This is a genomic window from Pseudotabrizicola sediminis (assembly GCF_004745575.1).
Lineage (GTDB): Bacteria > Pseudomonadota > Alphaproteobacteria > Rhodobacterales > Rhodobacteraceae > Pseudotabrizicola > Pseudotabrizicola sediminis.
The window spans coordinates 97,151-111,045 of record NZ_RPEM01000009.1; the positions used below are offsets into that span (position 1 = coordinate 97,151).

A 13,895-nucleotide genomic window follows, 5' to 3' on the forward strand; every position below is an offset into this window, starting at 1 on the left:
AAATCAGATGTCGGGGCGGAACAGGCCTTTACGAATCTGCGCCAGCCGCTATCTGTTTGTTCCATGAATGTTCTTGTCTGGTTCAAGCGCGATCTGCGGGTCCATGACCACCCTGCCCTGACCCATGCCATGGGCCTCGGGCCGGTGCTGCCGCTGTATATTGTCGAGCCGGAGTATTGGGCGCTGCCCGATACCTCGGCCCGCCAATGGGATTTCACCGCCGAATGCCTGACCAATCTGCGTCAGGATCTGGGGGCGGCGGGGGCACGGCTGGTGGTGCGGGTGGGCGACGCGGTGGAGGTGATGGAGCGGCTGTGCCGCCAGCACCGCATAACCCAGATCATCAGCCATGAAGAAACCGGTAATCTGTGGACCTTTGCGCGTGACCGCCGGGTCGGTGCCTGGGCACGGGCGGCGGGGGTCGATTGGACCGAACTGCCACAGTCGGGCGTGGTCCGCCGGCTGGCCGGGCGCAATGGCTGGGCGCGCAGGCGCGACAGCTTCACCGCGCAGCCGCAACTGCCTGCACCGGCTGGTCTGACCCCCGTTTCGGGCGTCGAGCCGGGGGTGATCCCATCGGCCCGCGCGCTGCGACTGGCCGAGGATCGCTGCGCCCACCGGCAGTCAGGCGGCCGGCAGCACGGGCTGCTGGCGCTGGACTCGTTTCTGACCAAACGGGGCGAGCCGTATCGCGCCGCCATGTCCTCGCCGCTGACCGGGGAGCGGGCCTGTTCGCGGCTGTCGCCCTATCTGGCGCTTGGCGCGCTGTCGGGGCGCGAGGTGGCGCAGGCGACCACCGCGCGGCTGGGCGAACGCCCCGGCGGGCGCTGGCCGGGGGCGCTGAGCAGTTTTCAAAGCCGTCTGGCCTGGCGCGACCATTTCATGCAAAAGCTGGAGGATGAGCCGCAGATCGAGGCGCGTTGCCTGCACCGCGCCGCGGAGAATTTGCGCCCACGCGACCCCGACACCGCGCGCCTGGCGGCATGGACAGCGGGGGAAACCGGCCTGCCCTTTGTCGATGCCTGCATGCGCTATCTGGCGGCGACCGGTTGGCTGAATTTCCGGATGCGGGCGATGGTGACGTCGGTAGCCTCTTATCACCTGTGGCTCGACTGGCGGGCCACCGGGCCAGTGCTGGCCCGGCTGTTCACCGATTATGAACCGGGCATTCACTGGCCGCAGGTGCAGATGCAGTCTGGCACGACGGGCATCAACACGCCACGCATCTACAACCCGGTCAAGCAAGGCACAGATCAAGACCCGACCGGCGCCTTCACCCGCCGCTGGGTGCCGGAACTGGCCGAGGTGCCGGACGCCTTGCTGCAAAGCCCTTGGCGGTGGGAGGGCGCGCGGGGGCTGCTGGGACGGCGCTACCCCGAGCCGGTGGTCGATGTGGTGGCCGCGCAGCGGGCGGCGCGCGATGCCATCTTTGGCTTGCGCAAGACTGCGCCGCGCGCCGAGATCGTGGAGATCATCGAACGCCATGCCAGCCGCGCGGATGCGCGCTTTGTCAACGACCGCGCCCCGCGCAAGCGCGCCCCGGGGTCGTCGGCGCAAGTGAGCAGCGCGCCAGCGGCGCAACTGAGCTTCGAGTTGTAAACCATGGGAAAGATGGTCAAAAAGGGCGATCTGCCCAGCAAGACTTGCGCCCAGTGCGGCAAGCCCTTTGCCTGGCGCAAGAAGTGGGAAAAGGTCTGGAATGAGGTGCGCTTTTGTTCTGACCGTTGCCGGGGCGAGGCAAAGCGCAAGCCCGGGTAACGCGCCCGGTCACTGGCTCTGCGCCATCGCCGACAGTTTCGCAAGCGTCTGGTGCCCAAGGTCCACCGCGCCGAACCCCACCGCCATGCTTCGTGCGGCCAGAGTGGGAAAGGTCATCTGATAACGGATGCGGGTGGCATTGCCCTCGGCGGTCAGGGTCACCACCACCTCGCTCGCCGCTTCATCGCCCGCGCCCGCGTCGAGCAGGAAGTCCACCCGGTTCGGGGGTTCCATCCGCGTGTAGCGGTGGCGGTTGGGCCAGACCTTGCCATCGGGGCCGGTCATGTCGAACAGCCAGTGCCCGCCCGCCCGCAGGTCGATGTCATGGGTCTGGCAGCTGAACCCCTCTGGCCCGAACCATTGCGGCAACAGCGCGGGGTCGGTCCAGCAGCGCCAGACCTTTGCCACCGGGGCGCCGATCAGGCGCGACAGGGTGATGCTGCGCCCGGTCACAGTGGTGCCACGCTGTACAGGCGTACGGGGTCAGGATCAGCGCAAGAGGGAAATGTCATCATCTTTCCGCGTGATGGCAAGGGGTTGAGCATGCCGGTCTGCCGGCACCGCCGCAGCGCGACGGGGAGGACGGATCAGGCGCGCAGCAAAGCTAAGTTAATGCAATCGCCACGAAACACCATGATAATCCCGAATGATCTGCGTGGCTTCTACACTCTTTTGCAAATGCGAAAGCTGTCATCCGAATTTTTTGGTAAAATAACCTGACCGCTTTTGTTGCCTCTGGCGTCATTTCTGACTATCTCTGCCCGCAGCATACCACGGCATCCCATCGGACACCGACCCCAGAAGCGAGGACACCCATGACAGACCGCATCGCCATCACCGGGCTGAAGGTTGACGCCCGTCTTGTGGATTTCGTCGAAAAACACGCGCTTCCCGGCACCGGGATCGACGCCGCCAGCTTTTGGCACGGCTTTGCCGGGGCGGCGGCCGATCTGATGCCGAAAAACATGGCGCTGCTGGCCAGACGTGCCGATCTGCAGGCGCAGATCGACGCCTGGCACAAGGCGCACCGGGGGCAGAGCTTTGACGCGGCCGCCTACCGCGTCTTTCTGACCGAGATCGGCTATCTGGTGCCGGAAGGCCCCGATTTCACGATTGAAACCACGCAGACCGACCCGGAAATCGCCCTTGTTCCCGGCCCGCAGCTGGTGGTTCCGGTGATGAATGCGCGCTATGCGCTGAATGCGGCCAATGCGCGCTGGGGCAGCCTGTATGACGCTTTGTACGGAACAGACGCTTTGGGCGATCTGCCCGCCGGCAAGGGCTACGACGCGGCCCGCGGCGCGCGGGTCATTGCCTGGGGCCGGGCGTTTCTGGATGAGGCCGTGCCGCTTGCGCGCGGGTCGTGGTCCGAAGCACGCGGCTTTCGCGTAGACGCGGGCCAGCTTTGGGTGACCGGGGCAGAGGATGCTGTGGGGCTAGCCGATCCGTCACGGTTTGCAGGCTTTGTGGGCAATGCGACGGCCCCCACGGCATTGATGCTGAAAAACAACGGCTTGCACATTGAAGTTCAGGTAGACCCTACCACGCCGACCGGCCGGGATGATCTGGCGCATGTGTCGGATATCCGGCTGGAATCGGCGATGTCGGCGATCATGGATTGCGAGGACTCGGTCGCGGCGGTGGATGCGGAAGACAAGGTTCTGGCCTATGGCAACTGGCTGGGGCTGATGAAGGGCGATCTGGCCGAGGTGATCGTCAAGGGCGGCAAAGAGTCGGTGCGGCGGCTGAACCCGGACCTGACCGTGACCGCCCCGGATGGCGGCACGCTGACGCTGAGATCGCGCGCGCTGCTGTTGGTGCGCAACGTAGGGCATCTGATGACCAACCCGGCGATCCTGACCGAGGATGATCGGGAGATCGGGGAGGGCATCATGGATGCCTTTCTGACCACGCTTTGCGCGATGCATGATCTGCAAAAGTCCGAAGGCACCCGCAATTCCACCCAAGGCTCGGTCTATGTGGTCAAGCCAAAGATGCACGGCCCGGATGAGGTGGCCTTTGCCTGCGAGATTTTCGACCATGTGGAAAAGGTGCTGGGCCTGCCCCGCTTTACCGTCAAGCTGGGCATCATGGATGAAGAGCGCCGTACCAGTGCCAATCTGAAAGAATGCATCCGCGCCGCCAAAAACCGGGTGGCCTTCATCAACACCGGGTTCCTCGACCGCACCGGGGATGAAATCCACACCAGCATGGAAGCTGGCCCCATGGTCCGCAAGGGCGACATGAAGGCAAGCGCCTGGATCAAGGCCTATGAGGATCGCAACGTCGATATCGGGCTGGCCTGCGGGTTGCGCGGCCGCGCGCAGATCGGCAAGGGCATGTGGGCCGCACCCGACCTGATGGGCGACATGCTGGCGCAGAAAATGGCGCATCCGCAGGCCGGGGCAAACTGCGCCTGGGTGCCCTCGCCCACCGCCGCCACGTTGCATGCCACGCATTATCACCGGGTCGATGTGCTGGCCCGGCAGGTTGAGATTGCGCGCGGCGGGCCGCGCGGCACGCTGGACGCGCTGCTGACCATTCCGCTGGCGCAAGGGGCCAACTGGTCGGACGAAGACATCCGCCAAGAGGTGGAGAACAACGCGCAGGGCATTCTGGGCTATGTGGTGCGCTGGATTGACCAAGGGGTTGGCTGCTCCAAGGTGCCGGACATTCATGATGTGGGCCTGATGGAAGACCGCGCCACCTGCCGGATTTCATCGCAGGCCTTGGCAAACTGGCTGCACCATGGGGTGATCACCGAAGATCTGGTGATCACCGCCATGCGCAAGATGGCCGCCGTGGTGGACCGGCAGAACCAAGGTGATCCGCTGTATCAGCCGATGGCACCGGGCTATGACGGGGTTGCCTTCCGCGCTGCCTGTGATCTGGTGCTCAAGGGGCGCGCGCAGCCGTCAGGCTATACCGAGCCGGTGTTGCACGCCCGGCGCCTTGAAAAGAAAGCAGAAGCTATATGACCATCACCATTGCACAAGCCCGCACGATCATCGCGACCGCCCTGGCCAACGGGGATGAGGCGGGCATGAAACCGCTGTCGGTGGTGGTGGTCGATGCCGGGGGCCACACCATCGCCTTTGAACGTGAGGATGGGGCCGCGCCGGGCCGCTATGCCCTGGCGCATGGCAAGGCCAATGGCTGCATCATGCTGGGCCTGCCGGGCAGCGCCATTCACGCACGGGCCGAGAGCCAGGCCTATTTCGTGCAGGCGATGAACGGGCTGTATGGCGGCGATTTCGTGCCGGTCAAAGGCGGGGTTCTGGTGCGCGACGCCGGGGGCACCGTGCTTGGTGCTGTCGGGGTGACCGGCGACACGTCAGACAATGACGCTTTGGCCGCCTGTGCGGGGATCGAGGCGGCAGGGTTGGTGGCCGAAAGCTGACCCGCCGCCCCTGCCCTCAGCCGATATCCAGCGCAATCGAATGAACCCGCGTGTTCAGATCGCCAAGCGCCGCATGAACCGCGCGGTGGCGGGCAACGCGGCTTAGCGCGGCCAGACTGTCTGCCCGCAGCAGGATGCGGAAATGGCTCTCTCCGGTGCCGTCATCGCCGGAGTGACCCGCATGCATATGGCTTTCGTTCACGATTTCAATCTGTTGCGGCGCGAATGCCGCAATCAGGCGCTGTTCCATTTCGGTCTTCACAGTCATTTTTGATCTGCCCCCTTCAATCTGCCGCCCAAACCCCTAAACTGTGCCGCCCGAGTCGGAAAGACGCAGGGACGCAAGAAAGGCAGACCATGGTCACGAAACCCCCCTTTGAATTCGACATCCGCGTCTCGGCGGACAAGAAGCGCAAGAAAACCACACGGCGGGGGATGTCTGGCGCGTTCGAGACCTCGAACAAACCCTGCGACTTTCCGGGCTGCACCGAGGCGGGTGCCTACCGGGCCCCGAAAAGCCCTGATCTGCTGGATGAATTTTTCTGGTTCTGCAAGGATCACATCCGCGAGTATAACCTGAAGTGGAACTTCTTTCAGGGCACATCGGACGACGACTTTCAGAAATTCCTCGACAAGGACCGGGTCTGGGAGCGCCCCACCAAACCGTTCAGCCGCAAGGATGACGGACGGGCCTGGGCACGGCTGGGGGTGGATGATCCGCTGGCGCTGCTTGGCGAGAAGGCCACGCAGAACCCCGGCAGCCGGCCTGCCGGCACCTCGACCCGCAAACTGCCGCCGACCGAACGCAAGGCGATCGAGATCCTGGACGCACGGGATACCTGGACCAAGACCGAAATCCGCAAGCAATACAAATCCTTGGTCAAGGATCTTCATCCGGACATGAATGGCGGGGACCGCAGCGATGAAGAGCGGTTGCAAGAGGTGGTCTGGGCGTGGGACCAGATCAAGGACAGCCGCTTTTTCAGGGAATGACGCCAGGGCTGCCCATCGTGCCGAATGTCAAAACAGCGGGCCAAGGCCCGCTGTTTGTCTGATCTGACCGGGCGCACAAACGCGGTATCACGCCATCCGGAAGGTCAACGCCGCGCCGTTCATGCAATAGCGCTTGCCGGTCGGTTGCGGCCCATCGTCGAACACATGGCCGAAATGCCCGCCGCAGCGGCGGCAATGCACCTCGGTCCGTGTGCCGAACAGGCTGCGGTCCGCCTTGGTGCCGACGGCATTCTGCAACGGCTGCCAGAAGCTGGGCCAGCCGGTTCCGCTGTCGTATTTGTGCTCGGACGAGAATGCCGGCAGATCGCACCCCGCGCAGTGATAGGTGCCGGCCCGGGTTTCAGCGTCCAGCGGGCTGGTAAAGGCACGCTCTGTCGCCTCTTCGCGCAGCACGCGGTAGGGCAGATCGCCCAGCTTTGCGCGCCATTCCGCCTCGGACAACTGATATTCAAAATTGCCCTCGGCAGACCATGCCGCCCGGCCCATGACAAAAAGGGCCACGCCCCCCAATACAACCGCACGTCTGTTCATGATCGCCTCCATCTACGCAAACCCTTGTACTGTGCATTACGCGAGGGCGGGGACAAAGGTTTCACGCTCACGCAAACGGGAACGCATGCCCTTGCCCTTGAACCCCCCGGTATTATGCTCCACAACTCCACGGAACCTCACCAAACGACCGGAACAGGACGAAGCACGATGCTGGATCACGCCATGAAGCCAACAGAAGAAATCAATGTGCGGGATGTGTTCGGCATCGACACTGACATGAAGGTCAAGGGCTTTGCCGAAGCCACTGACCGCGTGCCGGCGATTGATCCGACCTATAAGTTCGATCCTGACACGACTTTGGCGATTCTGGCAGGCTTTGCCTACAATCGCCGGGTGATGATTCAAGGCTATCACGGCACGGGCAAGTCGACCCATATCGAGCAGGTCGCGGCCCGGCTGAACTGGCCTTGCGTGCGGGTCAACCTGGACAGCCACATCAGCCGGATCGACCTGATCGGCAAGGATGCGATCAAGCTGCGCGATGGCAAGCAGGTGACCGAATTCCACGAAGGCATCCTGCCCTGGGCGTTGCGCAACACCGTGGCCATCGTGTTTGATGAATATGACGCGGGCCGCGCCGATGTGATGTTCGTGATCCAGCGCGTGCTGGAAACCGATGGCAAACTGACGCTGCTGGACCAGAACGAGATCATCACGCCGAACCCCTATTTCCGGCTGTTTGCCACGGCAAACACCGTCGGTCTGGGCGACACCACCGGCCTTTACCACGGCACCCAGCAGATCAACCAGGCGCAGATGGACCGGTGGAGCCTTGTGGCCACGCTGAACTACCTGAGCCATGATGCCGAGGCGGCGATCGTTCTGGCCAAAAGCCCGCATTACAACACCGAAAAAGGTCGCAAGCAGATTTCCCAGATGGTCACCGTGGCCGACCTGACCCGCACGGCCTTCATGAACGGCGATCTGTCCACGGTCATGAGCCCGCGCACCGTGCTGAACTGGGCGCAGAATGCCGAGATCTTCCGCAACGTGGGCTACGCCTTCCGGCTGACCTTCCTGAACAAATGCGACGAGCTGGAGCGGCAGACGGTTGCCGAATTCTACCAGCGCTGCTTTGCCGAGGAACTACCCGAGTCGGCGGCAAGCATGGCGATGAAATAAGTCGGCAGGGCGGGGTTCCCCCCGCCCTTGCCGCAGCGGCGGGGGGAACCCCGCCCTACCGGGGCGTGACATGACCAAACCCAACGACAACCCAGCCGATCCGTTCAAGAAGGCGCTTGCCGACGCCACGCGCGTCATGGCCGACGACCCGGAAATGACCGTCACCTATTCGGTGGACCCGCCGGGTATGAACCGCGATGGCGTGCGGCTTCCACAGGTCAGCCGCCGGATGACGCGCGACGAGGTGCTGCTGGCGCGTGGCACCGCCGATGCCTTTGCCCTGCGCCGCAAGTTCCATGACGAGGCGGTGGCGACCCGCTATGCGCCCTCTGGCCAGATGGCGCGCGACATCTATGACGCGATGGAGACCGCCCGCTGCGAGGCGGTGGGCGCGCGCGCGATGCCGGGCACAGCGGGCAACATCGACGCCAAGATCGGGCATGAGGCCGACCGCAAGGGCTATGCCCAGATCACCAATGCGCAGGATGCGCCCTTGTCGGTGGCGGCGGGTTACCTTGTGCGGCATCTGGCCACCGGGCGCGATCTGCCTGCCGGGGCCGCCAATGTGATGAACCTGTGGCGCGGCTTTATCGAAGAGCAAGCCAGCGGCACCTTGGAAAATGTCGATCATGTGCTGGCCGATCAGGCCGCCTTTGCCCGCCTGACCCGCAAGGTGATTGCCGACCTTGGCTATGGCGACCAGCTGGGCGATGACCCCGACGCGCCCGATGATGACCAGGCCGATGATCAGGCGCAGGAAGACGAAGACAGCCCTGAAAGTCAGGGCGAGGAGCAGTCCGAACAGGACGAGTCCGAAGCCAACCCCGAGCGCAGTCAGGAAGATCAGCAGGACCAGTCGCAGGCCCAGGTCTCGATGGAAGACAGCGCCGATATGGAGCAGGGCGACGAGGCCGAACTGCCCGAGGGCGAGGCCCCGCTGGAACCACCGCCCCCTGCCCCGCATTCGTCTGCCGATCCGAACTACACCGTCTATACCACCGATTTCGATGAGGAAATCCGGGCCGAGGATCTGGCAGAACCGGCAGAGCTTGAACGGTTGCGCGCCTATCTGGATCAGCAGCTGGAACCGCTGAAAGGCGCCGTCAGCCGGTTGGCCAACAAGCTGCAACGTCGCTTGCAAGCTCAGCAGAACCGGTCATGGGATTTCGATCTGGAAGAGGGCACTCTGGATGCCGGCCGTCTGGCGCGGGTTGTGGCGAACCCCACCACGCCGTTGTCGTTCAAGCAGGAAAAGGACACCGAGTTCCGCGACACCTGCGTGACGATCCTGCTCGACAATTCCGGCTCGATGCGCGGGCGGCCCATCAGCATTGCGGCGATCTGCGCCGATGTGCTGGCCCGCACGCTGGAACGCTGTTCGGTCAAGGTGGAGATCCTGGGCTTCACCACCCGCGCCTGGAAAGGTGGGCAAAGCCGCGAACGCTGGCTGGCCCAAGGGAGGCCGCAACAGCCGGGGCGGCTGAACGATCTGCGCCACATCATTTACAAGGGGGCCGATGCGCCGTGGCGGCGCGCGCGGCCCAATCTGGGGCTGATGATGAAAGAGGGCCTGTTGAAGGAAAACATCGACGGCGAGGCGCTGGAATGGGCGCACCGCCGAGCGGCGGCCCGGCCCGAGGCGCGCAAGATCCTAATGGTGATTTCCGACGGCGCGCCGGTGGATGACAGCAGCCTGTCGGTCAACCCGGCGAACTTTCTGGAAAAACACCTGCGCGACGTGATCGCGATGGTCGAACGCAAGCGGGCGGTGGAACTGATCGCCATCGGCATCGGCCATGACGTGACCCGCTACTACCAGCGTGCCGTCACCATCACCGATGTCGAGCAGCTGGCAGGCGCGATGACCGAACAACTGGCCGGGCTGTTCGACACCGATCCGCGCAAGCGGGCGCGGGTGCTGGGGATGCGCAAGACGGGCTGAGGTTGGGCCGGTCATGCCGGTCAGAGGGGGGGCGCGGCCCCCCGCCTTTGCCCCCCCCGGAGTATTTCAAAAAGGTGCAAGCGATGTTTCAGAGCTTTGACAGCCACGCCACGCCGGAACAAGGGCCGCCACGGCTGGCCGCGCTGCGCGACGTGATGACGCATGAAGGATTGGCCGGGTTCATCGTGCCGCGCGCCGATGCGCATCAGGGCGAATACGTGGCGGCGCGGGATGAACGTCTGCAATGGCTGACCGGGTTTACCGGCTCGGCCGGGTTTGCCGTGGTGCTGCCCGGTATCGCGGGGGTGTTCATCGACGGGCGGTACCGCGTGCAGGTCAAGGCGCAGGTAGACCTGGATTGCTTTACCCCCGTACCCTGGCCCGAGATCAAGGCCGGTGACTGGATCAGGCAGCATCTTGACGCCGGGGAGGTTGGCTTTGACCCCTGGCTGCAGACAGCGGATGAGATTGCCACCTTGCGGGCCGTGCTGGAACCGGCAGGGATTGGCCTGCGCCCCACGCGCAATCTGGTTGATGCGATCTGGCCGGATCAGCCGCCTGCCCCCTGTGGGCTGGCCTTTGCGCACCCGGATGCTCTGGCCGGGGAGAGCAGCGCCGACAAACGCGCGCGGCTGGCCGAAGGGTTGCGCAACGCCGGGCAGCGCGCGGCGGTGATCACGCTGCCGGATTCGATCTGCTGGCTGTTGAACATCCGGGGCGCGGACGTGCCCAAGAACCCGGTGCTGCAGGGATTTGCCATTCTGCATGACGATGCGCGGGTGACGCTGTTCACCGATCCGGCCAAGCTGGACGAGGCCACCTGCGCCCATCTGGGCCCACAGGTGACCTTGCGCCCGCCCGCTGCCTTTGTGCCCGCGCTGCGCACGCTGACCGGGCCGGTGCGGGTGGACCGCGGTACGGCACCGCTGGCGGTCAGTGACGAGATGGCCGAAGCGGGGATTGACGTGGCATGGGGCGATGACCCCTGCCGCCTGCCCAAGGCGCGCAAGACCGCCGCCGAAATCGCAGGCATGCGCGAGGCCCATCTGCGCGACGGGGCGGCGATGGTGGAGTTCCTGTGCTGGCTGGACCGCCAGACGCCGGACACGCTGACCGAGATTGATGTGGTCACGGCGCTGGAAGGTTTTCGCCGCGCCACCAATGCGCTGCATGACATCAGCTTTGACACCATCTGCGGGGCCGGGCCCAATGGCGCGATCATGCATTACCGCGTGACGCGCGACACCAACCGGGCGGTGCGGAACAATGAGCTGCTGCTGGTGGATTCAGGCGCGCAGTATCGCGACGGCACCACCGACATCACCCGCACCGTTGCGGTGGGCAATCCGCGGGATGAGGCGCGCGCCTGCTATACAAGAGTGCTGCAGGGGATGATTGCCATCTCACGCGTGCGTTTTCCCAAGGGGCTGGCGGGGCGTGATCTGGACCCGCTGGCGCGGTATCCGCTTTGGGTCGCGGGGTTCGATTTCGACCATGGCACCGGGCACGGCGTGGGCGCGTTTTTGTCTGTTCACGAAGGGCCGCAGCGGCTGAGCCGGGTGTCAGAGGTGCCGCTGGAGCCGGGCATGATCCTGTCGAATGAGCCGGGATATTACCGCGAGGGGGCGTTTGGCATCCGGCTGGAGAACCTGATCGTGGTGCAGGTCGCTGAGGGTCTGGGTGACAACCGGGCGCAATACAGCTTCGAGACGCTGACATTCGTGCCGCTGGACCGTCGGTTGATCGTGACCGCGATGCTGTCACCGTATGAAGCGGCTTGGCTTGATGCCTATCATGCGCAGGTGCTGGCACAGATAGCACCGCGCGTGTCGGGTGACGTGCTGGACTGGCTGAAAGCCGCCTGCGCGCCGCTTTAGGCGGTTGCCGCGACCGAGCGGATGCGGTCCACCATGGCCCGCACGCCGTTGGACCGTTGTGCCGACAGGTGGTCGTTCAGCCCCAACCGCCCCAGTTCGGCGGGGGCATCCACCGCCACCACCTGATCGAGCGGCACCCCGGAATACAGCGCGTGCAGGATGGCGATCAGCCCGCGCACGATCATCGCATCGCTGTCGCCTTGAAAGTCGAACCGCCCCTCGGCAACTACCGGGCGCAGCCAGACCTGGCTGGCGCAGCCATCCACTTTCAGCGCGGGCACCCTGAATTCGTCGGGCAAGGGCGGCATCGCCTTGCCCAGCTCGATCACATGGCGGTAGCGATCTTCCCAATCGTCGAGAAAATCGAAGGTTTCGGCAATGTCTTCAAAGGCGGGGGTGGCCATGGGCAAGGCTCCTTTGCTTGTGGAGGTAATGCCCTGCCCCGCATTGGTCCAGCCCCTTTGCTGCAAATCAACACCCGCCCTTTTCAAAAGCAGGCTGATCGGCTACCCAAGATCAAAGCCAAGATGGATGGACCGATGAAACGCCCGCCGATTAAAAGTCCTGCGACCGCCGCCCTTGTTGCCGTTCTGGTTCTGACATCCTGCGGGGCCGTGCGCGACTCGCGGCTGAACCCGTTCAACTGGTTTGGCCGGTCCGAGCGGGTTGAAACCATCGCGCCGTTGCAGCGCGCCGTTGATTCGCGCCTGCTGGTGGCAGATGTGGTGGCGCTGGACATTGAACCCTATACCAGCGGGGCCATCGTGCGGGCCACCGGAGTCATGGAAAGCCAGGGCTGGTGGCAGGCTGAACTGGTCGAGGTCGAAGGCGATGATCCGACGCATCTGGTGCTGGATTTCCGCATCCTGCCGCCGGTATCGCAAACTGCCGTTGGCAGCCAGCGCACGCGCGAGGTAACGGCCGCGATGACCGTCAGCCCCCGCCGGCTTGAGGATATCACGCGCGTGACCGTGCAGGGCGAGCGCTCGGCACGCATGACGCGCCGCTGAGGGTTCGGGGCACCGGCAAGCCTACAGCCGGATCACCCGCACCTCGCTGCCCTTGGCCGACAGGGCAATCTCGCCCCGGCACAGGGCCAGCGCGTCATTGCCAAAGGCTTCCTTGCGCCAGCCGCCCAGAGCTTCGACCTCGCGGCCCCCGGCAGCGATTGCATCCAGATCCGACGATGACGCGATCAGTTTGGGGGCCACACCCAGACTTTCCGACTTGGCCTTGAGCAAAACCCGAAGCAGGTCGGCCAAGGCCGGGTTCACCTGAATCTGTTCACGCTCATCCGCGACCTTCGGCATGTCTTCCGGCTTCATCGCCAGCCCGGCCTTGACGGCGGCAAGAATGCCATCGGCGATTTCGGGCTTGCGCCCTTCGCGCATCAACAAGCGCGACCGGCCCAGTTCTTCCACGGATGTGGGCCGGGTAGAGGCCAGCTCCAGCAGGGCGTCATCCTTCATCACCCGGCTGCGTGGCACGTTGTTTTTCTGGGCATAGTCCTCGCGGAAACGCGCCAGTTCTTTGACCACCGCCAAAAACCGGCCCGAGGTGGTGCGGGTCTTGATCCGCAGCCAGGCGTCATCGGGGGTGGTGGTGTATGTTTCGGGGTTGACCAGAACCGCCAGCTCTTCGCCCACCCAATGCGAGCGGCCATTCTTGGCCAGTTGTGCCGCCAGCCATTCGTAGATCACCCGCAGATGGGTGACATCGGCCAGCGCATATTCCTTTTGCGCATCGGTCAGCGGGCGGCGCGACCAGTCGGTGAAGCGGCTGGTCTTGTCGAGGTTTTCCTTGGCAATCTTGCGCACCAGCGTTTCATATCCGACCTGTTCGCCAAAGCCGCAGACCATGGCGGCGATCTGGGTGTCGAACAGCGGTTCGGGAAAAACATTGCCCTCGACAAAGAAAATCTCCAGATCCTGCCGGGCGGCGTGGAACACCTTGACCGTCGCCTTGTGGCGAAAGAGGTCATAGAGCGGCTCCATGCTCATCGCCTCGCCCTCGATCGGGTCGACCAGAACCGCATCGCCGGTCTTGCCGGGCAAGGCCATCTGGATCAGGCAGAGTTTTGACCAATAGGTCCGCTCGCGCAGGAATTCGGTGTCGATGGTGACATAGGGTTGGGATTTTGCCGCCTCGCAAAATGCGGCGAGGTCTTCGGTCGTGGTGATGGTGCGCATGGGTCGCGTCTTTCAAGGGGCCGCGGGGGCATCCCGCAACA

The 13,895-nt window shown here is 64.4% G+C and carries 14 protein-coding genes; 9 read left to right on the forward strand and 5 right to left on the reverse strand.

The window, feature by feature from the left end; genetic code table 11:
- Positions 1-63 precede the first annotated feature (63 nt).
- Positions 64-1,599: an FAD-binding domain-containing protein gene (locus EEB11_RS14045; RefSeq protein WP_135432317.1), complete on the forward strand. Its 1,536-nt coding sequence runs from the start codon at positions 64-66 to the stop codon at positions 1,597-1,599.
- A gap of 12 nt (positions 1,600-1,611) precedes the next feature.
- Positions 1,612-1,758, forward strand: coding sequence for a DUF2256 domain-containing protein (locus EEB11_RS14050; RefSeq protein WP_135432523.1), 147 nt, complete (start codon positions 1,612-1,614; stop codon positions 1,756-1,758).
- 9 nt (positions 1,759-1,767) lie between these two features.
- Here the strand turns inward: EEB11_RS14050 and EEB11_RS14055 are convergent, their stop codons facing one another.
- A complete protein-coding gene (locus tag EEB11_RS14055; RefSeq protein WP_135432319.1) occupies positions 1,768-2,211 on the reverse strand; it encodes an SRPBCC domain-containing protein in 444 nt (147 codons plus the stop codon).
- Between the two features lie 362 nt (positions 2,212-2,573).
- Here EEB11_RS14055 and EEB11_RS14060 point away from each other — a divergent pair, with 362 nt between their 5' ends.
- Both EEB11_RS14060 and EEB11_RS14065 read left to right on the forward strand, forming a co-directional pair.
- The gene (locus tag EEB11_RS14060) at positions 2,574-4,736 is read left to right on the forward strand and encodes a malate synthase G (protein WP_135432321.1); all 2,163 of its coding nucleotides are present in this window, start codon (positions 2,574-2,576) and stop codon (positions 4,734-4,736) included.
- The gene (locus EEB11_RS14065) at positions 4,733-5,158 is read left to right on the forward strand and encodes a GlcG/HbpS family heme-binding protein (protein ID WP_135432323.1); all 426 of its coding nucleotides are present in this window, start codon (positions 4,733-4,735) and stop codon (positions 5,156-5,158) included. Before EEB11_RS14060 ends, EEB11_RS14065 begins: the two co-directional genes overlap by 4 nt.
- 16 nt (positions 5,159-5,174) lie before the next feature.
- Here EEB11_RS14065 and EEB11_RS14070 read toward each other — a convergent pair whose 3' ends face one another.
- The gene (locus tag EEB11_RS14070) at positions 5,175-5,426 is read right to left on the reverse strand and encodes a BolA family protein (RefSeq protein ID WP_135432325.1); all 252 of its coding nucleotides are present in this window, start codon (positions 5,424-5,426) and stop codon (positions 5,175-5,177) included.
- Between the two features lie 89 nt (positions 5,427-5,515).
- Between EEB11_RS14070 and EEB11_RS14075 the strand changes: the two genes are divergently transcribed.
- Positions 5,516-6,151 (forward strand): J domain-containing protein, encoded by a 636-nt coding sequence (locus EEB11_RS14075; protein WP_135432327.1) that lies wholly within the window; start codon positions 5,516-5,518, stop codon positions 6,149-6,151.
- An 87-nt stretch (positions 6,152-6,238) separates the two neighbouring features.
- Here the strand turns inward: EEB11_RS14075 and msrB are convergent, their stop codons facing one another.
- Positions 6,239-6,703: a peptide-methionine (R)-S-oxide reductase MsrB gene (gene msrB / locus EEB11_RS14080; RefSeq protein WP_135432329.1), complete on the reverse strand. Its 465-nt coding sequence runs from the start codon at positions 6,701-6,703 to the stop codon at positions 6,239-6,241.
- A 168-nt stretch (positions 6,704-6,871) separates the two neighbouring features.
- On the opposite strand from msrB, the gene cobS reads away from it, so the two are divergent.
- From cobS to EEB11_RS14095, 3 genes are all read left to right on the forward strand, one after another.
- Complete coding sequence (gene cobS, locus EEB11_RS14085; RefSeq protein WP_135432331.1) at positions 6,872-7,846, forward strand: cobaltochelatase subunit CobS; 975 nt, start codon at positions 6,872-6,874, stop codon at positions 7,844-7,846.
- Between the two features lie 70 nt (positions 7,847-7,916).
- Complete coding sequence (gene cobT / locus EEB11_RS14090) at positions 7,917-9,788, forward strand: cobaltochelatase subunit CobT (protein ID WP_135432333.1); 1,872 nt, start codon at positions 7,917-7,919, stop codon at positions 9,786-9,788.
- An 83-nt stretch (positions 9,789-9,871) separates the two neighbouring features.
- Positions 9,872-11,665: an aminopeptidase P family protein gene (locus tag EEB11_RS14095; protein ID WP_135432335.1), complete on the forward strand. Its 1,794-nt coding sequence runs from the start codon at positions 9,872-9,874 to the stop codon at positions 11,663-11,665.
- Here the strand turns inward: EEB11_RS14095 and EEB11_RS14100 are convergent.
- Positions 11,662-12,069, reverse strand: a complete 408-nt coding sequence (locus EEB11_RS14100; RefSeq protein WP_135432337.1) for a SufE family protein — start codon at positions 12,067-12,069, stop codon at positions 11,662-11,664. The genes EEB11_RS14095 and EEB11_RS14100 overlap by 4 nt on opposite strands.
- 135 nt (positions 12,070-12,204) lie before the next feature.
- Between EEB11_RS14100 and EEB11_RS14105 the strand changes: the two genes are divergently transcribed.
- Positions 12,205-12,675: a hypothetical protein gene (locus EEB11_RS14105; protein ID WP_135432339.1), complete on the forward strand. Its 471-nt coding sequence runs from the start codon at positions 12,205-12,207 to the stop codon at positions 12,673-12,675.
- Between the two features lie 21 nt (positions 12,676-12,696).
- Here the strand turns inward: EEB11_RS14105 and rnd are convergent, their stop codons facing one another.
- On the reverse strand, positions 12,697-13,854 hold the full coding sequence (rnd, locus tag EEB11_RS14110; protein ID WP_135432341.1) for a ribonuclease D: 1,158 nt from the start codon (positions 13,852-13,854) through the stop codon (positions 12,697-12,699).
- Positions 13,855-13,895 lie beyond the last annotated feature (41 nt).

What these genes read in the sequence shown, in the direction of transcription:
- EEB11_RS14045 (WP_135432317.1), top strand. Translation starts at nt 64, where the DNA reads ATGAATGTTCTTGTCTGGTTCAAGCGCGATCTGCGGGTCCATGACCAC.
- EEB11_RS14050 (WP_135432523.1), top strand. Translation starts at nt 1,612, where the DNA reads ATGGTCAAAAAGGGCGATCTGCCCAGCAAGACTTGCGCCCAGTGCGGC.
- EEB11_RS14060 (WP_135432321.1), top strand. Translation starts at nt 2,574, where the DNA reads ATGACAGACCGCATCGCCATCACCGGGCTGAAGGTTGACGCCCGTCTT.
- EEB11_RS14065 (WP_135432323.1), top strand. Translation starts at nt 4,733, where the DNA reads ATGACCATCACCATTGCACAAGCCCGCACGATCATCGCGACCGCCCTG.
- EEB11_RS14070 (WP_135432325.1), bottom strand. Translation starts at nt 5,426, where the DNA reads ATGACTGTGAAGACCGAAATGGAACAGCGCCTGATTGCGGCATTCGCG.
- EEB11_RS14075 (WP_135432327.1), top strand. Translation starts at nt 5,516, where the DNA reads ATGGTCACGAAACCCCCCTTTGAATTCGACATCCGCGTCTCGGCGGAC.
- msrB (WP_135432329.1), bottom strand. Translation starts at nt 6,703, where the DNA reads ATGAACAGACGTGCGGTTGTATTGGGGGGCGTGGCCCTTTTTGTCATG.
- cobS (WP_135432331.1), top strand. Translation starts at nt 6,872, where the DNA reads ATGCTGGATCACGCCATGAAGCCAACAGAAGAAATCAATGTGCGGGAT.
- cobT (WP_135432333.1), top strand. Translation starts at nt 7,917, where the DNA reads ATGACCAAACCCAACGACAACCCAGCCGATCCGTTCAAGAAGGCGCTT.
- EEB11_RS14095 (WP_135432335.1), top strand. Translation starts at nt 9,872, where the DNA reads ATGTTTCAGAGCTTTGACAGCCACGCCACGCCGGAACAAGGGCCGCCA.
- EEB11_RS14100 (WP_135432337.1), bottom strand. Translation starts at nt 12,069, where the DNA reads ATGGCCACCCCCGCCTTTGAAGACATTGCCGAAACCTTCGATTTTCTC.
- EEB11_RS14105 (WP_135432339.1), top strand. Translation starts at nt 12,205, where the DNA reads ATGAAACGCCCGCCGATTAAAAGTCCTGCGACCGCCGCCCTTGTTGCC.
- rnd (WP_135432341.1), bottom strand. Translation starts at nt 13,854, where the DNA reads ATGCGCACCATCACCACGACCGAAGACCTCGCCGCATTTTGCGAGGCG.